The 19,423-nt window shown below is 71.1% G+C and carries 14 protein-coding genes, 1 tRNA gene and 1 riboswitch; of the genes, 12 read left to right on the top strand and 3 right to left on the bottom strand.

The features are described from left to right. Nucleotides 1–3 precede the first annotated feature (3 nt). From ACXJMZ_RS26000 to ACXJMZ_RS25980, 5 genes are all read left to right on the top strand, one after another. On the top strand, nt 4–1,263 hold the full coding sequence (locus tag ACXJMZ_RS26000; RefSeq protein ID WP_457032463.1) for an amidase domain-containing protein: 1,260 nt from the start codon (nt 4–6) through the stop codon (nt 1,261–1,263). After that, on the top strand, nt 1,263–1,658 hold the full coding sequence (locus tag ACXJMZ_RS25995; RefSeq protein ID WP_457032462.1) for a hypothetical protein: 396 nt from the start codon (nt 1,263–1,265) through the stop codon (nt 1,656–1,658). Before ACXJMZ_RS26000 ends, ACXJMZ_RS25995 begins: the two co-directional genes overlap by 1 nt. 214 nt (nt 1,659–1,872) lie before the next feature. Next, complete coding sequence (gene mycP / locus ACXJMZ_RS25990) at nt 1,873–3,192, top strand: type VII secretion-associated serine protease mycosin (RefSeq protein ID WP_457032461.1); 1,320 nt, start codon at nt 1,873–1,875, stop codon at nt 3,190–3,192. A 142-nt stretch (nt 3,193–3,334) separates the two neighbouring features. Beyond that, nucleotides 3,335–3,664, top strand: coding sequence for a hypothetical protein (locus ACXJMZ_RS25985; protein WP_457032460.1), 330 nt, complete (start codon nt 3,335–3,337; stop codon nt 3,662–3,664). A gap of 58 nt (nt 3,665–3,722) precedes the next feature. Next, complete coding sequence (locus ACXJMZ_RS25980; protein WP_457032459.1) at nt 3,723–5,138, top strand: WXG100 family type VII secretion target; 1,416 nt, start codon at nt 3,723–3,725, stop codon at nt 5,136–5,138. Between the two features lie 166 nt (nt 5,139–5,304). Here the strand turns inward: ACXJMZ_RS25980 and ACXJMZ_RS25975 are convergent. Continuing rightward, nucleotides 5,305–5,376 (bottom strand) — tRNA-Cys (locus ACXJMZ_RS25975). A gap of 283 nt (nt 5,377–5,659) precedes the next feature. After that, nucleotides 5,660–5,721: riboswitch (guanidine-III (ykkC-III) riboswitch) on the top strand. A 35-nt stretch (nt 5,722–5,756) separates the two neighbouring features. Here ACXJMZ_RS25975 and ACXJMZ_RS25970 point away from each other — a divergent pair. Together ACXJMZ_RS25970 and ACXJMZ_RS25965 are read left to right on the top strand one after the other, a co-directional pair. Continuing rightward, the gene (locus ACXJMZ_RS25970) at nt 5,757–6,071 is read left to right on the top strand and encodes a DMT family transporter (RefSeq protein ID WP_457032458.1); all 315 of its coding nucleotides are present in this window, start codon (nt 5,757–5,759) and stop codon (nt 6,069–6,071) included. Nucleotides 6,072–6,166: 95 nt separating this feature from the next. Further along, nucleotides 6,167–7,630 carry an MFS transporter gene (locus ACXJMZ_RS25965; RefSeq protein WP_457032457.1) on the top strand — a complete coding sequence of 488 codons (1,464 nt, stop codon included), beginning with the start codon at nt 6,167–6,169 and terminating at the stop codon, nt 7,628–7,630. A 3-nt stretch (nt 7,631–7,633) separates the two neighbouring features. Here ACXJMZ_RS25965 and ACXJMZ_RS25960 read toward each other — a convergent pair whose 3' ends face one another. After that, a complete protein-coding gene (locus ACXJMZ_RS25960) occupies nt 7,634–8,941 on the bottom strand; it encodes a hypothetical protein (RefSeq protein WP_457032482.1) in 1,308 nt (435 codons plus the stop codon). A 267-nt stretch (nt 8,942–9,208) separates the two neighbouring features. Between ACXJMZ_RS25960 and ACXJMZ_RS25955 the strand changes: the two genes are divergently transcribed. From ACXJMZ_RS25955 to ACXJMZ_RS25940, 4 genes are all read left to right on the top strand, one after another. Next, nucleotides 9,209–11,791 (top strand): phosphatidylglycerol lysyltransferase domain-containing protein, encoded by a 2,583-nt coding sequence (locus ACXJMZ_RS25955; RefSeq protein WP_457032456.1) that lies wholly within the window; start codon nt 9,209–9,211, stop codon nt 11,789–11,791. A 114-nt stretch (nt 11,792–11,905) separates the two neighbouring features. Further along, nucleotides 11,906–12,535 carry a class F sortase gene (locus tag ACXJMZ_RS25950; protein ID WP_457032455.1) on the top strand — a complete coding sequence of 210 codons (630 nt, stop codon included), beginning with the start codon at nt 11,906–11,908 and terminating at the stop codon, nt 12,533–12,535. Further along, nucleotides 12,535–13,857, top strand: a complete 1,323-nt coding sequence (locus ACXJMZ_RS25945) for an alpha/beta hydrolase (RefSeq protein WP_457032454.1) — start codon at nt 12,535–12,537, stop codon at nt 13,855–13,857. The genes ACXJMZ_RS25950 and ACXJMZ_RS25945 overlap by 1 nt, the downstream gene beginning before the upstream one ends. Further along, a complete protein-coding gene (locus ACXJMZ_RS25940) occupies nt 13,854–16,379 on the top strand; it encodes a phosphatidylglycerol lysyltransferase domain-containing protein (RefSeq protein WP_457032453.1) in 2,526 nt (841 codons plus the stop codon). The genes ACXJMZ_RS25945 and ACXJMZ_RS25940 overlap by 4 nt, the downstream gene beginning before the upstream one ends. Before the next feature lie 7 nt (nt 16,380–16,386). Here the strand turns inward: ACXJMZ_RS25940 and ACXJMZ_RS25935 are convergent, their stop codons facing one another. Beyond that, on the bottom strand, nt 16,387–16,830 hold the full coding sequence (locus tag ACXJMZ_RS25935; RefSeq protein ID WP_457032452.1) for an SsgA family sporulation/cell division regulator: 444 nt from the start codon (nt 16,828–16,830) through the stop codon (nt 16,387–16,389). 347 nt (nt 16,831–17,177) lie between these two features. On the opposite strand from ACXJMZ_RS25935, the gene ACXJMZ_RS25930 reads away from it, so the two are divergent. Next, entirely contained in the window at nt 17,178–18,995 is a 1,818-nt protein-coding gene (locus ACXJMZ_RS25930; protein ID WP_457032481.1) for a DEAD/DEAH box helicase, read from the top strand. Nucleotides 18,996–19,423: the final 428 nt, after the last annotated feature.

The raw sequence follows: 19,423 nt of genomic DNA, 5'->3' as shown, positions 1-19,423 counted from the left end.
GCCGTGATCACCTTCGCTGATCTGAAGAACGCCCACCCGACGCAGTGGCAGACGGCCGCCGAGGACTGGCTCTCGCTCTCCAAGCACGCGTTGCAGGCCGCCGATGACGTCCGGGGCCAGGGCAGCCGCCCGCTGGCGGAGAACTGGACCGACGCGGTCGGGCAGCAGGCCGCCGCCGACCTGAAGGACATCGCCGACCGGCTGGAGGCCGGCGCGGACATCATGCGCGGCATCACCATGGTGCTGGACGGGCTTGCCTCGTCCATGGAGTACGCCCAGCGCACCCTGCGGCACGCCCTCGAACTCGCCGAGGCCTACCAGATCACGGTGGACGAGAACGGCAACACCTCCACCCAGGGCGAGGGCGTCACCAGCGAGAAGCTCAACAACCTCAACGACGTCTCCGACCTGATCAAGGAGGCGCTGCGCCAGGCCCGCGAGGCCGACGCGCTCGCCGAGCCCGAACTGCGCACCCTGATGGGCAAGACGTACGAGTCGGACCCGTCCAAGGCGCTGGACGAGGCGCAGACCGCCGCCTCGCACACCCAGATGAACATCCTCTCCAGCAGCATCCCCGACGGCACCGACCAGCAGGTGGTCCGCGACTGGTGGGCCGGTCTGACGGTGCAGGAACAGCGCGAACTGATGCGGGCCGAGCCCGTGAAGCTCGCCAACCTGAACGGCATCCCGGAGGACGTCAAGCTCGACCTGCACGGCCGGGACGGCAAGTACGACCGGGTCAAGCAGGTGCAGTGGGCACTGGACCACTGGGACGACACCTCGATCGACAAGCTGGACAACAACTGCACCAACTTCGCCTCGGAGTCGCTGCGGCAGGGCGGCGTCAAGGAGAAGCCCGACAGTGGCTGGGGTCCCGGCTGGTCCGACGACAGCTGGGGGCGCGACGACGACGCCGACTCCGGCTGGTACGACGAGCGGATGGACTACTCCAAGAGCTGGGGCGCCGCCGAGAACCTGCAGAACTTCATGCTGGAGAACGGCGGTCACGAGGTCTCGGTGTCGGAGGCCATGCCCGGCGACCTGATCTTCTACGAGCAGTCCGGCGACAACGAGCACATCGAGAAGGGCAACACCCACCACGCCGCCGTGGTCACCGCCGTCACCCCTGACGGCGACGTCAAGTACACCCAGCACACCACCTCCCGACAGAACGTCAGCCTGGACGGGCGGGTTCACGCGACCGAGAAGGCTGAGGGCGAACAGAAGGTTCGCATCGTGCGCGTCTCCCCGAGTTGGTACTGATGACGACGCGTCGTTCCGGTTTCGTTGGTGTGCCGGCAGCCGTGCTGGGGGGCGCGGCCGCGTGGTGGTTCAGCGTCGCGTACGAGGAGCGGCACCGTGCGGTGCTGGCGAGTTGCCTCGACCTGCCGGCCAACACCGGTATGCGGGTGGGGGCTTGGGGCGTGCTCGGTTTCGGGGTGCTGGCTGTGCTGCTGCCGCTGGGCCTGCGCCTGCTGGGCCGGGCCCGGCTCGGGGTGCTGGCGGTCCTCGCGATGGTGGCCGGTGTGGTGCTGGTCGGCACGGGCGTCTTCCTGGTCGCCGACACGCTCGACCTGGGGAAGGGGCGGCGGCTGTGCTCCGGCGCTGCGCCGCTGAGCCCGATGTCTGCGGAATTGCTCGGAAGATCACGCAGATGATCTTCGACAAGATCCCGACGGTGAAGTGACGAATCAAGCCAAGGCGGCTGTGCGGAACACGTGCAGAGGCGTGGGGTCCTGCCCATGTCAGCCGGTCGGGAGATACGATCGGTCGGTGCGTGCCTCCAAGGCGCGGACCACGGTCTCCAATTGACGGGGTAACGGGGTAGGGATGACGCTCACCAGGACCATGCGCGCACTGGGTGCCACGACGTTGGCCGCCGGTCTGCTGCTGACCACTGCGCCGTTGGCCTCGGCGGACCAGGTCCGGGACGGGCAGTGGCCGATCCAGCAGCTCAACCTGGAGAAGGCCTGGTCCGTCAGTAAGGGCAGCGGGGTCATCGTCGCGGTCATCGACTCGGGGATGGACGTGAACCACCCCGACCTGGCCGGGCAGGTACTGCCGGGCTTCGACCCTGGTGGCAAGGGACGTGAGAAGGTCCCGACGGGTGACGGCCACGGCACGTCGATGGCTTCCATCATCGCGGCCAAGGGTCAAGGTAACGGCGCCGGCATGATCGGGGTGGCGCCGGGCGCGAAGATTCTGCCGATCTACAAGGCGAGCGCCGAGAACCTGGACGCGATCCCCGAAGGCATCCGCTGGGCCACCGACCATGACGCGAAGGTCATCAACATCTCTCAGGGCGGTATCGGAGCGCCCGATGAGAAGACGAGCCAGGCAGTGGCGTATGCGCTTTCAAAGGACGTCCTGGTGGTGTCCGCCGCTGGAAACAGCGGGATCAGCCCGGTCGAGAGCCCCGCTAATACCCCGGGCATCCTGGCGGTGGGAGCCGTCGACAAGAGCGGCAAGATCTGGTCGGGCTCCAACTATGGCCCCGAGGTCTTGCTAGTCGCACCGGGTGACGAGATCGTGTCCGCTGGTAACTGTTCCGGAAGCAAGTACTGCATCGGCAACGGGACCTCAACCGCGACGGCCTACGTGTCGGGTGCCGCGGCGCTGCTCCGCGCGAAGTTCCCCAACCTGACGGCCGGACAGATCGCCAACCGACTGGCCAAGTCGGCGAAGGCGCCGACGGGCTTGAAGCTCCCGGACGAGCGGTACGGGTACGGGAGTATCCGTCCGTACGAGGCACTTACCCAGGACATCGCGGCGGGCCCGGCTCAGGGGCCGCTGGCCAAGACCACGGCGTCGGGTGCTCCGAGCGCTGCGCCCAGCGCTGCTGTTCCGGCGCCAGGTGGGGCTGCTCCCGGCGGATCGACCGGTGACGAGATCAAGTCGGAGAGCTTCTCCTTCCTCGGCAAGGGTCTCGCCATCGCTGGCGTCGTCCTACTGGTCCTCGTGCTGCTCTTCATCGGTCTGATCGTGTTGATCGTGCGAGCCGCGAAGCGCCGCCGGGCCGCTGCCTCGGTCCCGCCGGGACCGGCTCCGTACGGATACCCGCAGGCCCAGCCGCCGTACCCGAACCAGCCGTACGGCAGCCAGCCTCCGATGCCGGGCCAGCCCCCGTACGGTAACCAATCGCCGCAGCAGCCGCCGTACCCGAATCCTTACGGTTCCGGTCAGAACCAGTGACGCTGAGGGTGTGTCAGCACCCTCTGCTTAAGCGATACGATCGAACGCCTTGACCGGATGACAGCAACCGGTCGGACGAGGCGACTTCAGCACCCGCCAGAGCAAGACGGGGAAGCATCGACACTCCAGGGGGAGGAGCCGAATGTCGGACGGATACCAGGTCAACACCGCCGAACTGGAGGCGGTAGTCAGACGACTGCGCGCCCTTCAGCAGAACCTCGGTCAGACCGCGAACAGCAGCAAGTACAACACCGTGGTCGGACCGAACGACTTCGGGGGCAGCGGTTTCAAGGAAGCGGAGAAGCTCCGCTCTGCGCACGGGAACATGCAGACCTTCCTCAGCACCACCATCGCCAACCTGAACCAGCTGATCAACGACTTCGGTGACAAGACCCATCAGGTCAACCAGAACTACCGGGGCGTCGAGGAAGATCAGCAGTCCGTCATGAACTCCCAGCAGAAGGGGAACTGACATGGCGAGGTCGTACTTCGAGGGTGAATCCCTGATTCCGCTCCAGCGGATGTTGAACGTGTCCAATCCCGGTCGGCTGAAGGAGGTGGCCGACCACTGGAAGAACGTCGATGCCGAACTCCGGGCCGCTGCAGAGGACTTGCAGAAGGCGGTCGAGCACGCCACGCAGTCCTGGCAGGGCACCGCCGCGCAGAATTTCGTCACTGCGGCCACTCGCATCCAGACCAGCATGGCCAACACAGCCTCGTACGCGGTACGGACCTCCACTGCCATGAACTACGCCGGGCAGGCGCTGGATCAGAGCAAGGGGGTCATGGAGGACATCGACGTCCCCAGCCGGTTCGAGAGTGGCGTGAAGTTGGTCGGCGACCTCGGGCAGCGCTCCGACGCGCAGTTCAAGGCGGACCTGGCAGGCGGCATGGATCGGGCCGCTGCCGTCAACAAGAACTATGACGAACTGTCGGCCACCGAGATCGCGCATCAGCGGGCGATCGTGGTGATGGAGCACCTGGCGCCGCAGTACAACGAGGCAGTCGAGTTCATGGGGAAGCCACCGGGGGACGACCGGGGCGGTGACCCCCGCAAGCCGTTCCCGCCGGAGCCTGTCGAGCCGCCGCCGGCTACGCCGCCCAAGCCGCAGCCGAAGATCGCGCCGCCGGTCGGCCCGAGCGGCCCCGGTAGCGACGGCCCCAAGCTGGTGATCCCCCAAAAGGACCTGCCCGGCCCGGGCGACGGCGGCAAGCCCGTCGTGCCGCCGACGCCGTGGACTCCGCCGGTGCCCGGTGGGACCGGGGAGGGCAAGCTGCCGGGCTGGGTGCCCGGGACCGGGATTGATGGTGGGGTGCAGCAGCCGACGCCGGGGTCGACGTTGCCTCGGCCTGGGATTGATCTGCCGGGTGGCGGCGGCATCGGGACCGGTGGCGGCGGTGGTGGTGGCGGTGGCGGCATCGGCGGGGGCTTCCCCGGTGGTGTCGGCGGGCTGCCGGGCGGTGGCGGTCGTGGTGGCGGTATCGGTGCCGGCGGTGGCCGTGGCGGCGGTCTGGCCGGTGGCGGTGCTGGTTCCGGTGCAGGTGGCCGGGCCGGTGGCGCGGGTGCCGGGGCCGGTGCTGGTGCGGCCGGTGGTGCTGCGGGTCAGGGCCGTGGCGGTGCTCCCGGTGCGGGTGGCATGCCCGGTGGCGGTGCGGCCGGTGGCGGCAAGGCCGGTGGCGGTAAGCCGAGCCTGGTCCGGCGCGGGGGCGGTACGGTCGGCGGCGCGAAGGCGGGCGGCGCGAGCGGCCGGGCCTTCACTCAGGGCGGTTCCGGTCTCGGCCAGGGTGGCCAGGCCCGTGGTGGCGCGCCGGGTGCGGGCGGTATGCCCGGGGCCGGTGCCGGCGGGAAGAAGAAGGACAAGAACGGGAACCGTCCCGACTACCTGGTCGAGGACGAGGACACCTGGCGTTCCGGCGGCAAGGCCAACCCGCCGGTGATCGAGTAGCGGGTGGTCCGGTCGGACTGACGGCCCGGCCACGGGGGAGACCCCGTGGCCGGGCCGTTCCCTTTGCGGGGGCGGGGCGGGGCGGGGTGGGGTGGGGCAGAGAGAATGCCGAAAAAGAATGCGCCGAATTCCCCCCGCGCAGGGGAATTCGACGCATCCGGTAAAGAGGCCATGACGGGAATCGAACCCGTGTAAACCGCTTTGCAGGCGGTTCCCTAAGCCACTCGGGCACACGGCCGTGAAGGTGGAAAGAAGGTGGGGCAGGAGGCGAGGCAGAAGATGTGACGGCAGGTCAGGGACCGCCGTCGGCAAGGAGGGGAACGTCAGCGACAGGACCGACAACAAGAAGCGGCACAGGTGAGGGGCATCGAGATCGCCACCGTCTCCCTGCTCATGGCCTGCTCCTGTCGTCGTGGCCCGGATCGACCGGGCGCGCTGTTCGTGAATTCATAGTGCCCGAATGTGCCGGGCCGCGTCAATATCCGTATATGAATTCCGTGTGTCGGCCGTGCTAGCCTCGATGGCAGGCGAGTTGATCGCCCCGGACGAGCGCGTCGTACCCGGTCTGACAAGACGGCGCAGTAGTGAACTGACACCTACTGCGAGGGAGTGCTCGTCATGGCTTGGGTTGTTCTGATCATCGCCGGTGTGCTGGAGACGGTGTGGGCGGTTGCTCTGGAGGCGTCGAAGGGGTTCTCGCGGCTGGTGCCGACGGTGGTGTTCGGGGTCGCGCTGGTGCTCAGCATGGGTGGGCTGGCGTACGCGATGAAGTCGATCCCGCTCGGCACGGGGTACGCGATCTGGGTCGGGATCGGTGCGATCGGTACCGCGCTGTACGGCATGGCGGTGATGGGGGACGCGGTGACCGCGGCCCGGATCACCTGCCTGGTGCTGATCCTGGGCGGGGTGGTCGGGCTGAAGGTGCTGCACTGACGCGCGCGCAGCAGCGGTCCTAGGACCAGGGGCGGAGGGGTGTCGGGACCGCAGGTCAGGAGTAAAAGGCGGCCACGGCACTTACGATGGCATCCATGACCACAGCTTCCCCCACCTCGGTCGATGCCGTCCGTCCGGAAGACCCGCTCCCGGAAGCGGAGAGCGGGGGCGTGCTGAGCGGCCCGTACCGTGCGCTCACCCTCGGGATCGTCTCGGTCGTCCTGCTGCTCGCCTTCGAGGCGACGGCGGTGAACACCGCGATGCCGGAGGCGGCCAGGCAACTGCACGGGCTCGGGTTGTACGCCTTCGCCTTCTCGGGGTACTTCACCACGACGCTGTTCGCGCTGGTGGTCTCGGGGCAGTGGTCGGACCGGCGGGGGCCGATGGGGCCGCTGTTCACCGGGATCGCCGTGTTCGGGGTGGGCCTGGTGGTGGCCGGTGCGGCGGCGAACATGTGGATGTTCGTGGCGGGCCGGGCGGTGCAGGGGCTCGGTGGCGGGCTGGTGATCGTGGCGTTGTACGTGGTGGTCGGGCGGGCCTTTCCGGAGCGGCTGCGGCCGGCCGTGTTCGCGGCCTTCTCGGCGGCCTGGGTGCTGCCCTCGATCCTCGGGCCGCTGATCTCGGGTGCGGTGACCCAGCACCTGGGCTGGCGCTGGGTGTTCCTGGCGGTGCCGGTGCTGATCCTGCTGCCGCTGGCGGTGATGGGCCCGGCCCTGCGGCGGGCCGAGCGGGCCCAGCCGCCGCAGCAGGGTGCGGAGTTCGACCTGCGGCGGACCGGTCTGGCGGCGATGGCCGCGGTCGGTGCGGCGCTGTTGCAGTACGCGGGACAGCGCCGCGATCTGCTGGGGCTGATCCCGGCGGTGGCGGGGGCGGCGCTGCTGGTTCCGGCCGCGCTGCGGCTGCTGCCGGCCGGGGCGCTGCGGGCGGCCAGGGGGCTGCCGACGGTGATCGTGCTGCGCGGGGTGGCGGCGGGGGCGTTCTTCACGGCCGAGCTGTTCATCCCGCTGATGATGGTCACTCAGCGGCACCTGTCGCTGACCATGGCGGGGCTGACCCTGACCAGTGGCGGGCTGTCCTGGGCGCTGGGCTCCTGGCTGCAGGGGCGGCCGACGGCGGACCGGCACCGGGAGGCGCTGATCCGGCTGGGATTCGTGCTGACGGCGGTGTCGATCGCGGGGGCGGCGCTGGTGCTGATACCGGCGGTGCCGGTCTGGGTGACCGCGGTGGCCTGGGCGGTCGGCGGGATCGGGATGGGACTGGCGGTGGCCAGTATCAGCGTGCTGATGATGAAGCTCTCGGCGCCGGAGGAGGCGGGGGTCAACTCGGCCTCGCTCCAGCTCAGTGACGCGCTCGGGAACGTGGCGTTGGCCGGTCTGGCGGGCGTGCTGTTCGCCGCGCTCGGCGGCGGCTCCCTGACGGTGGCGGACTCGACGGCGGGCGCGGTGGGCGCGGCGGATGCGGCTGGGGTGCCGGTCGCACCGTTCGCGGTGATCTTCGCGGTGATGGCGGGCGTGGCCCTGCTGGGGGCCGCCCTCACCAGCAGGGTGAAGGCGGCCTGACCGTCAGCCCGCCGCCGGGCTCACGGCGGCCGCGGCGGGGCCGGCGGCAGCGGGGCCGGCCGCTGCCGGGGTGCCGAGGAAGGTCTCCCAGCCGCCGGTCGGTGCCTGGCCCGGGTTGAGGGTCTGCAGCTTGCGGAGCACCGCCGGGTCCTGCACCTCCAGCCACTCGACCAGCTGACGGAACGACACCAGCCGGACCTCTGGCTTGCCCGCGATGGTCTTGATGGTCTGCTCGACGGCGTCCATGTAGATGCCGCCGTTCCACTGCTCGAAGTGGTTGCCGATGTACAGCGGTGCCCGGTTGGAGTTGTACGCCCGCTCGAAGCCGGCCAGGTACGACCCGGCGGCCTGGGTGCGCCAGGCGTCGTACGAGCCCGCGCCGGCCTTGGTGTTGTTGCCGGACTGGTTGTACATGATGTTGTAGTCCATCGAGAGCACCTGGAAGCTGTGCCCGGGGAACGGGACGGACTGCAGCGGCATGTCCCAGAGCGCCCCGCCCTGGAACTTCTGCGGCCAGACCTGGGTGCCGCCGGGGCCGCTGCTGTCGTACTTCCAGTTCCGCTTGACCGCGGTCGGCAGCAGGCCGCGCTGGCCTTCCAGGCAGGGGGTGCGGCCGCCGATCAGCTCCTTGCGGTAGTCGAAGGGCAGCGCGGGCAGGTCGGTGAAGCCGGTGTTGGTCTTCCAGCTCATCACGAAGGACATCGCCTGCTCGATCTCGCTGTCCCACTCCTCGGGCGACCACCGGCCGCCGCCGTTGGCGCCGCAGAAGTGGCCGTTGAAGTGGGTGCCGATCTCGTGGCCCTCCAGCCAGGAGGCGCCGATCTGCTCGATGGTGTCGTGGATGTGCTGGTCCGTCAGGTAGCCGATGTCGCTCGCGCCGACCCGGTGCTGCGGCGGGTGGTAGAGGTCTTTCTTGGCCTCTGGCAGGGTGTAGATGCCGGACAGGAAGAAGGTCATCGAGGCGTTGTTGTCCTTGGCCAGCTGCCGGAACCGGGTGAACAGGCGGTTGTCCAGCTCGCCCGCGCCGTCCCAGGAGAAGACCACGAACTGCGGCGGCCGCTCGCCGGGCTTGAGCTGCTCGGGCGTGGGCTGGTGGGGCTGCGGGCCGGTGTCCGAGGTGGAGCCGTCGCCGATCACGATGGCCGGGGGCTTGGCCGGGACGCTGGGGTGGGCTCCCGGGCTGCCGACGGCGGGCGGGGCGGCGGCGGCCTGCTCGCCGTCGCTGCCGGTCGAACTGCCGCAGCCGGCCGCGAGTGTGGCGGCGGTGGCGGCCCCGGCGGCCAGCAGTGTGCGGCGGGAGAGTGCGTCCATGGTCACGTCCGTTCCTGGAGGCCGTGCGGGGTGACTTGAGCCGAGGCCCTCGGGAGTCGGCCGATGAATAGTCCGATAAGTGCACGGATGTGGCTAATGGGGCACAGCCTGCCACGGCGGGTGCCGTCCGCCGGGTAAGGCGGGGCGGTGGCGGGGGTGATCCTCAGGGCGTGAGAGCGACGCTCGCCCGTTCGGAGTACCCGGCTGGCGACCGGCCCTGACCCGGCGTCAGATGGGAGCCCGGGACTCACGGAGGCAGATCCGTCCATGTGGCAGTCGGTGCTCGATGCCTACCACGAGCGGATCGTCGACACCGGTCGGCAGCCGCTCTTCCTGCTGCTGCTCGGACTGATCGGCTCCTTCCTGTTCATCCGGTTCAGTGTCCGGATGATCCGCCGCGGCACCTCCTGGTGGCCGGGCAACGTCACGCCCGGCGGGCTGCACATCCATCACGTGGTGTTCGGCCAGGGACTGATGGTGATCTGCGGGGTCGGCGCCTTCGCGGTCCGGGGCGACGGCGGGGCGCTGTGGGAGGTGCTGGCGGCCGGGTTCGGGATCGGCTGCGGGCTGGTGCTGGACGAGTTCGCGCTGGTGCTGCACCTGGAGGACGTGTACTGGAGCGAACAGGGCCGGACCTCGGTGGACGCGGTGATCCTGACCGTGTCGCTGATCGGGCTGCTGCTGATCGGCGAGGTGCCGCTGGGCGGCTTCGTCGGCGGGGTGACCGGCAGTCAGCTGCTGGGCGCAGGCCTGCTGCTGGTGCCGGTGCTGGTCTGTCTGCTCAAGGGCAAGCTCTGGACCGGGCTGCTGGGCGTGATGCTGGCGCCGCTGGCGGTCGTCGGGATGCTCCGGCTGGCCAGGCCGCGCAGCCCGTGGGCCCGCTGGCGCTACCACGCCCGGCCCCGGCGGCTGGCCAGGGCGGAGCGCCGGGAGGAGCGGATCCACCGACGGCTGGTGGCGGCGAAAACCTCGGTGTACGACGTGCTGGCCGGCGCCCCCGACCCGAACCCGCACCCGAACCCGCACCTGGAGCCTCCGGCTGAGCCGCCGTCACCCCCGGCGGCGAAGGCGGCCAAGGCGGCCAAGGCGGCGGCTGAGGCGCCGCCGGTGGAGCTGCCGCGCTGGCGCGGCCGGTGCGCCACCGGGGCCGAGTGGTACCTGCGGGTCGCGGCGGCGCTCAACCTGCTGGCCGGGCTGGTCGCGCCGTTCCGCGATCAGGTGCACCGGGCCAACAGCGGTGAGTTCTTCACCCCGGTGCTGATGACCGCGGGCTTCACCGCCGCACTGTTCGCCGCGCTGCTCGCGGTGATGCTGCGCCGCCGCAAGCGGGCCGCCTGGGTGGTGGCCACCACCGTGGTGGCGCTGTACGCGGTGCTGTTCTCGATCGCCCTCGCGGTGCTGCCGGAGGACCGCGCGCACCCCTTCAACTGGGTCTCGGCCGGGCTGACCCTGGCTGTGCTGGTGACCCTGCTGCTCGGCCGCCCGGCCTTCCGGGCCCGGGGCGAGCCGGGCAACCTGCCGCTCGCGCTGGCCTTCCTGGTCGGTGGCGGCGCGCTGCTCACCGCCGTGGGCGCCGTCCTGCTCCGGGTGGCCGACCAGGGCAGCTCGCCCGGCTGGGGCGACTGTGCGAAGTACGTGGCACTCCGGCTGGTCACCCTCTCCGGCATCGGTGAGTACGCCGATCTTGCGGTGCCCGGCTGGTTCGACCTGCTGCTGAACGTGCTGGGCGCGGGCCTGCTGCTGGTCACCGTCCGGCTGCTGTTCCGCTCGCCGCGCGGGCTGGTCCGGTTGGAGCCCGAGGACGAGGAGCGGTTGCGCGCGCTGCTGGCCCGGCACGGCGAGCGGGACTCGCTCGGCTATCTGGCGCTCCGTCGGGACCGGGCGGTCTGCTGGTCGCCGTCGGGCAAGGCGGCGGTGCTGCACCGGGTGGTCAACGGCGTCACCTTCGCCACCGGCGATCCGATCGGCGACCCGGAGGCCTGGCCGCAGGCGATCGAGGTCTGGCGGCAGCAGGCCAGGCAGTACGCCTGGATCCCGGCGGTGCTGGGGGCGGGGGAGCGGGCCGGGACGGCGTACCAGCGGTCGGGGCTGCGGGCGCTGGAGTTCGGCGCCGAGGCGGTGGTCGAGGCGGCGGGCTTCGAGCCGCCGGCGGAGCTGCGAGAGGTCCGGGAGCGGGTCATCGCGGCCGGGTACCGGGTGCTGCTGCGCCGTCACCGGGACGTCCCGGCGGCCGAGTCGGCCGAGCTGGTCCGGCTCGCCGACGCCTGGCGGCACGGCCGGGGCGAGCGCGGCCTCACCATGACGCTGGGACGGCTCGGCGACCCGGTGGACGGCGACTGCCTGCTGGCCGAGTGCCGGGACGAGTACGGCCGGGTCTGCGCGCTGGTCAACCTGGTGCCCTGGGGCACCGATGGCCTGACCCTCGACCTGGTCCGCCGGGACCGCGAGTCCGACGACGGGCTGGTCGACTTCCTGCTCACCGAACTGCTGGTGCGGGCCCGGGAGTTCGGGGTGGTCAGGATCTCGCTGAACTTCGCGATGTTCCGCCACGTCTTCGAGCGCGGGGCCCGGGTCGGCGCCGGTCCTGTGCTCCGGCTGGCGAAGGCCGGGCTGGGCTCGCTGGCCCGCTGGTGGCGGCTGGAGGAGCGCTACCGGGCGAACGCCAGGTACGGCCCGCACTGGGTGCCGAGATTCCTGCTGTACGAGAAGTCGGCCGAGCTGCCCGCGATCGTGCTGGCCGGCGTGAGCACCCAGGGGCTGCTGTCCAGGCGCCGGCTGCCGGGCGGTGCGGTCACTCGTTCGGGGCAGGCCATGGTCGGCGCGGGTGCTGACCCGTCGTCAGGGCGCTGACCTGCGGTCATGTTCCTTGCTGCGATCGGCGCGAGGGCGCGCTCGCCGCGCGGGGCGACACCGGCGGCGGTTGACTGGCACGGATCAGGGTCGGAAGGACGAGGGGAGTCGGGAGTGACCGGGCAGGTCTCCAGGAGTCCGTGGCCGGGCTCGCTCGCTGCGGGTGGTGCCCTGCTGGTCGGGGCCTGGCTGCTGGCCGGCGGCGGGCACGGCGGCCCGCTCGGTCCGGACGGCAGCCAGGCGATGGACGGAGCCACCACGGCGGCCCTGCTGGTGCCGCCCAGGCCGTACGCGGTGCCGACCCGGATCAGGATCCCGGCGCTCCGGGTGGACGCCCCGGTGGCCGCGCTCGGGCTGGACGTCGGCGGCCGGCTGGAGACTCCGGCGGAGCACGACCGCAACCTCACGGGCTGGTACCGGGACGGTGTCACCCCGGGCCAGCGCGGTACCGCGATCATGGCCGGGCACGTCGACATCGCGTCCGGGCCCGCGGTCTTCTACGGTCTCGGCACCCTGCACAAGGGCGACCAGGTGGAGGTGGACGGCGCCGACCAGGGCACCGGGTACTTCACCGTGGACGGCGTGGAGAGCTTCGCCAAGACGGACTTTCCCGACACCCGGGTGTACGGCCAGCGGGCCGACTCCCAGCTGCGGCTGATCACCTGCGGCGGCGGGTTCTCGGCGGCGCACGGCTGGGACGCCAACGTGGTGGTCTTCGCCCACCTGGTGCGGAGCGTCACCTGATGGGCCGTCACACCGAGCTGGCCGGCTGGAACCCGCTGGACTGGTCGCTGACCACCGGGGTGATCCCGTACCTGGTGCTGGCGGTCGGCTGGGCCGCGCTGCTCGGCCTGGCGTACTCCAGGAGCAGGCACTGGTGGAGCAGGCGGCTGCCGTGCGCCGTGGTGCTGGCGGCCGCGCTCACGGTGCTGCTGCGGTTCGTGGTGGACGACTGGTGGACGCCGTTCCCGGAGGGGCTGCCGCGGCCGACCCTGTTCTGGATCGCGGTGGCGATCCTCGGGCTCTGCCTGGCCGCGCTGCGGATGCCGCCGCTGAGCTGGCGCGGGCGGGCGGTGGCGGCGCTGGCTGCCGCGCTGGTGGTGCTGATGGCCTCCTCGCAGATCAACCGGCAGTTCGACGAGTACCCCACCCTGCGGGTGATGCTGGAGCCGTTGATCGGCAAGACCGACGCGCTGACCACCGGTCAGGTCACGCCGGTGCACGTACCGGAGGGCAGCACGCTCGCCGAGGTCTGGCACGCCCCCGCCGGGCTGCCCGCCAAGGGCACCGTGTCGACCACCCCGATCCCGGGCGTCAGGTCCGGCTTCAGCACCCCGGACGCGTACGTCTACCTGCCGCCCGCCTACCAGGCGAACCCCCGGCCGCTGCTGCCCGTCCTGGTGCTGCTGACCGGCCAGCCCGGCACCCCGGCGCAGTGGGTCGGCACCGGCGAGATGCCGCAGCAGATGGACGCCTTCGCCGCCGCGCACCAGGGCCTGGCCCCGATCGTGGTGGCGATCGGTCAGAACGGCTCGGAGTGGGGCAACTCGCTCTGCATGAACTCGAAGATCGCCCAGGCCCAGACCTATCTGGCCCAGGACGTGCCGGACTGGGTGCACACCCATCTGCAGACCGCCACCGGCCGGAAGTCCACCGCGATCGGCGGGCTGTCCCAGGGCGGCACCTGTTCACTGCAGCTGGCCGTGAACGCCCCGGAGGTCTACGGCATGTTCCTGGACATCTCCGGACAGGACGGGCCCACCTTGGGCACCCGTCAGGAGACCGTGCAGCAGGCGTTCGGCGGGGACGAGGCGGCCTTCGACGCGGTCGACCCGCTGCACGTGATGGCCCGGAAGAAGTTCCCCGACACCGCTGCGGCCTTCGTGGTCGGCGCCGGTGACGGCGAGTTCGGGCCGCAGCAGCAGAAGGTCTACCAGGCCGCGCTGGCGGCCGGAATGCAGGCCCACTTCCAGACCGTCCCCGGCGGCCACGACTGGAACACCTTCCGGGCCGGACTGGGCGTCAACATCCCTTGGCTGGCCCAGCAGGCGGGACTGATCCGATGACCGAAACCCTCCCGGCGGCCGAGGCCGCCCCGATCGCCCCCGAGCCCGAGCGCGGCTGGCACCGCTGGCTGCGGCTGCTCGGCCTGCTGGCCGGTCGGCTGCGCACCGCGCCGCTCACGGTGGCCCTGTTCACCGCGCTCTGGGTGGTCGGCGCGGCCACCGGCAGCCTCGGTGACGGGCCGGGGCAGTCGCTGCTCGAACAGGTCGGGGTCGGCATCCCGACCCTGACGGACGGTCACTGGTGGACCGTGGTCAGCTCGCTGTTCTGGTGCCCGGGCATCGGCGCGTACGTGTTCACCAGCCTGCTGCTGCTGGTGCTCGGCCCGGTCGCCGAGCAGCGGCTCGGGACCCCGCTGACCGCCGGGGTGCTGATCGCCTGTCAGATGCTCGGCACGCTGCTCGGCACCGGCCTGGTCCGGCTCGGGGTGGCGGCCGACCTGGACTGGCTGAACTCGATCCAGGACCAGATCGCGATCGGCCCCGGCGTCGGCCTGCTCGGCCTGGCGGCGGTGCTCAGCTACCGGCTGACCGCGCTCTGGCGGCGCCGGGTGCGGCTGCTGGCGGTGCTGGTGCCGCTGGTGGCGATGCTCTACATCGGCCATCTGGAGAGCGTCCAGCGGTTCGCGGGCGTGCTGGTCGGCATGCTGCTGGGCGCGCTGCTGCACCACCGCAGGCCGGCTCTGCCACGCGGGATCTCGCACACCGAGGCGCGGGTACTGGTCGCGCTCTGCCTGCTGGCCACCGCGCTCGGCCCGCTGGTCGCCTCGCTCTACCAGGACGCGATCGGGCCTTTCAACACCATGAGCGAGCTGTACTTCTCGCACGTGCCCTCGGCCGAGGAGGTCACCGCGGCCTGTGAGGAGTCGGTCGAGGCCTGCGCCCGTGCGCACTCCACCCAGCGGTTCTTCGACTCGCCCGGGCGGCTGATGGCGGCCCTGGTGCCCGCCCTGCTGGTGGTGCTGGCCGAGGGCCTGCGCCGGGGGCTACGGGCGGCCTGGTGGATCACCGCCGGCACCGAACTGCTCTGGACCGGCGTGCTGGCCTGGGTGCTGGCGGACAACTACGACGACTTCGCCGACAGCGGTGGCAACGCCTACCTGTTCCAGCTGATGGGCGAGGCGATGCTGCTGCCGGTGGCGATGCTGGTGTTGCTGCTGATCAGCCGTCAGCGCTTCGACCAGCGGCTGCCGGGGCGGGACCTGCGCCGGCTGGCGCTGGTGATCGGCTCCGCCCTGGTGCTGAGCTGCGGGGCGTACGTCGGGATTGGCTGGCTGGTCCGGGACCAGTACGAGCCGGACGCCACCCTCGGCGGGCTGTTCGCCGGGCTGCCCTCGGAGCTGCTGCCGCCCGCCTACAACGACCTGGTGCCGGACTACCCGATCGCGGTCGGCGGCACCGCGCAGGCGCTGGAGATCTGGTGCGGGGTGCTGTTCTGGGCGGTCGCCCTGGTCGCGCTGCTGCTGGCGTTCCGCCGTCCGGTGGTGCACGTGGACGCCGAGGACGCGGCCCGGGCCAGGGAGCTGCTGACCCGGTACGGCGGCTCGACGCTCTCCTTCATCTCCACCTGGGACGGCAACCACTACTGGTTCGACCAGCAGGGCGAGGCGGCCGTCCCGTACCGGGTGCTCGCCACCGTGGCGCTGACCACCGGCGACCCGTTCGGCGAACCGGCCGCCCGGCGGCGGGCGGTGGCCGGGTTCGCCGAGTACTGCGACGAGCGCGGCTGGACGCCGTGCTTCTACTCGGTCACCGCCGACACCCGGCAGGCCGCCGAGCAGCTCGGCTGGCGCTCGCTCCAGGTCGCCGAGGACACCGTGGTGCCGCTGCCCGACCTGGCCTTCACGGGCAAGAAGTGGCAGGACATCAGGACCTCGCTGAACAAGGCCGGCAAGCAGGGCATCACCGCCGAGTGGTGGAGCTGGCAGGACGCCCCGATCGCGATCCGGGACCAGATCCGCTCGATCTCGGAGGAGTGGGTCTCCGACAAGGGCCTGCCCGAGATGGGCTTCACCCTCGGCGGCCTGGCCGAGCTGGCCGACCCGGCGGTCCGGGTGCTGGTCGCGGTGGACGCCGACCGCACCGTGCACGGGCTGACCAGCTGGATGCCGGTCTACCGGGACGGCGCCCCGGTGGGCTGGACGCTGGACTTCATGCGGCGCCGCTCGGAGGGCTTCCGGGGTGTGATGGAGTTCCTGATCGCCTCCGCCGCGCTCGGCTTCAAGGAGGAGGGCGCCGAGTTCCTCAGCCTCTCCGGCGCACCGCTGGCCCGGGCCGAACGCGGCGCCGAACTGAGCACGCTGGACCGCACCATGGACTGGCTGGGCCGGAGCATGGAGCCGGTCTACGGCTTCCGCTCGCTGCTCGCCTTCAAAGCCAAGTTCCAGCCCGAGTACCGGCCGATGTACATGGTCTACCCGGACCCGGCCGCGCTGGGCAGCATCAGCCGGGCGATCGGCAAGGCGTACCTGCCGCATCTGACGCCCGCCCAGGGAGTCCGGCTGATGCGCAAGCTGTCCGGCTGATGCGCTTTCAGCCGAGCAGCTCGGCCAGCGCCTGGTCCGCGTCCAGGTGGGTGTACTCCTCGCCCTCGGCCACCGCGAGGTAGCTGCGCCAGAGGAAGCGGCGCAGCTCGGGCGCCTCGAACTGGAGCAGCGCGACGCCCTCGGGGGCCCGCAGCTCGACCATGGCCCGCTGTCCGAGCGCGGGGCGGATGTGCACGTCGCCGTCGCCGGTCGGCAGGTCGAGACCGGCCGCCAGCAGCTGACGGGCGAACACCCACTCGATCTCGGGCAGCGGCTGCGGGGCGTCCAGCAGCTCGGGCTCGACGTCCAGCGAGTACTCGGCCGGGAAGCCCATCCGCACCGCCAGCGGGTCGTCGGACCGGTACCGCAACGTGACACGGAGCAGAGCGGAGCGGTGGGTGCTGACGATGAGCCGGGCCTGGGCGACCTGCTCGACTACGGCGGCGGACATGGGTTCCTCCCGATCGGGCGTGGGCCCGGTTGTTTGGGCCCACACCAGTGAGAGCCGGGGGACCCCTGGGGCCTTACGTCACTTCTGACACCGAATAACGTGATCCACGTCACACTGCCCGTGATCTTTCCGTCGAAACCGGCCGGCCGACCCGGGCTTCGGCGGGGGCGCGCCGTACACCGTCCGGGCGGGCCGGCGGATCTCGTGTCGGGCGGCCGGCCGGGGCGGGTGCCGGTAGGCTAGGCGGGTTGTCCGACCGCTGTCCGACTGCGGGGCGGGCCTGCCGCACAGGCCCTGACCTGCGACGATCCCCTTCGGAGACCGTGAGTACTGCCGCTTCCTCCGCCATGGCCCCGCTGTTCTCGGATGCCGACCCGCATGCGCCGGTCCGCGCTGTCGGCGCGGGCTCGCACCACCTGTCCCCGGCCTTCCCGAGCCGCGCCGCGTACGGCACGGCGGGCAAGCTCCGGGCCTGGCAGCAGGGTGCGCTGGACACCTACGTCGAGAAGCAGCCGCGGGACTTCCTCGCGGTCGCGACCCCCGGCGCCGGTAAGACCACCTTCGCGCTCACCCTGGCCTCGTACCTGCTGCACAACCACCTGGTGCAGCAGATCACCGTGGTCGCCCCGACCGAGCACCTGAAGAAGCAGTGGGCCGAGGCCGCCGCCCGGATAGGCATCAAGCTCGACCCGGCCTACTCCTCGGGGCCGCTGTCGAAGGAGTACCACGGCATCGTGGTCACCTACGCGGGCGTCGGGGTCAACCCGATGCTGCACCGCAACCGCACCGAGGCGCGGAAGACCCTGGTGGTGATGGACGAGATCCACCACGCCGGTGACTCCAAGTCCTGGGGCGAGGCCTGCTTCGAGGCCTTCGAGCCGGCCACCCGGCGGCTCGCGCTGACCGGTACGCCGTTCCGCTCGGACACCAACCCGATCCCGTTCGTCCAGTACGCGCAGGACACCGACGGGCTGCGGAAGTCGGTCGCCGACTACACCTACGGCTACGGGCACGCGCTGGCCGACCACGTGGTCCGCCCGGTGATCTTCCTCTCGTACAGCGGCAACATGCGCTGGCGGACCAAGTCCGGCGACGAGTTGGAGGCCCGGCTCGGCGAGCCGATGACCAAGGACCTGATCGCGCAGGCCTGGCGGACCGCGCTGGCCCCGCAGGGCGAGTGGATCCCGAGCGTGCTGCAGGCCGCCGACAAGCGTCTCACCGAGGTCCGCAAGGCGATCCCGGACGCCGGCGGCCTGGTGATCGCCACCGACCAGAACGTGGCCCGCGCCTACGCCAAGATCCTGCGTGAGATCAGCGGCGAGAAGGCCACCGTGGTGCTCTCCGACGAGAACGAGTCGTCCCAGCGGATCTCCGACTACGCGGCGGGGGACTCCCGCTGGATGGTCGCGGTCCGGATGGTGTCCGAGGGCGTCGACGTGCCCCGGCTCTGCGTCGGGGTGTACGCCACCTCGATCTCCACCCCGCTGTTCTTCGCCCAGGCGGTCGGCCGTTTCGTCCGGGCCCGCAAGCGCGGCGAGACCGCCTCGGTCTTCCTGCCCACGGTGCCCACCCTGCTCGGCTTCGCCAACGAGATGGAGCTGCAGCGCGACCACGTGCTGGACCGGCCGAAGAAGGAGGGTGACGGTCTCTTCGACGAGGAGGACCGGCTGCTCGCCGAGGCCGAGCGGGCCAACGACGGCCCGGACGGCGGCGGGGACGAGTTCAGCTACGAGGCGATCGGCTCCGACGCGGTCTTCGACCGGGTGCTCTACAACTCCATGGAGTTCGGGATGCAGGCGCACCCGGGCAGCGAGGAGGAGGACGACTACCTCGGTATCCCGGGCCTGCTGGAGCCGGACCAGGTGCAGATGTTGCTGCAGAAGCGTCAGACCCGGCAGATCCAGCGCTCCAAGGGCAAGCCGGCCGACGAGGCCGACCTGCTGGAACTCCCGGCCGAGCAGCGTCCGGTGGTGACCCATCAGGAGCTGCGCGACCTGCGCAAGGAGCTGAACGGGCTGGTCGCCGCCTGGCACCACCGGACCAACCAGCCGCACGGCACCATCCACAACGAGCTGCGCCGGCAGTGCGGCGGGCCGCTCACGGCCCAGGCGACGGCGAACCAGCTGAAGGCCAGGATCGCCAAGGTCCGCGAGTGGGCCAACTGATCAGTCCGTCATCCTCGCCGGCCGGGGCGAGTCAGCGGGTCCGGCGGCTCGGTGGCGCACTCTCGGTACGGTCCGTACCGGGTGGGGGCACGGCGGTGGCGGTGGAGTTCGGATATCCCGGCTGACGGTGCGACAAGTCATTTTTCCGGTCATCGGCCCCGCCCGGACATGCTGTGGCCTCCCTGCCGCGCGGGCCCGGTGCCGAGAGCGGCCGAGAGGGGCATCACCTCGGTGGGAGAACGGTATGGATCGTCAGATATCGGCCCAGCTATTCACCAGTGAGCCTTTTCAGCTCGGTACCTGATCGGGTGATCTGACGGATCGAGCGGATGTTCGGCGCTACAGACAGGGCCTCCTGGCCGTTGAGCAGGTTCTCTACGCCTCAACTCGTCAGCCGGGAAGCCCCGTTGGTCGCATATCCTGCCGCA

The sequence above is a fragment of the Kitasatospora sp. P5_F3 genome, assembly GCF_054049135.1.
Note: the sequence above shows the minus strand (reverse complement) of the source record. Positions and strands in the feature narration are given on the sequence as shown.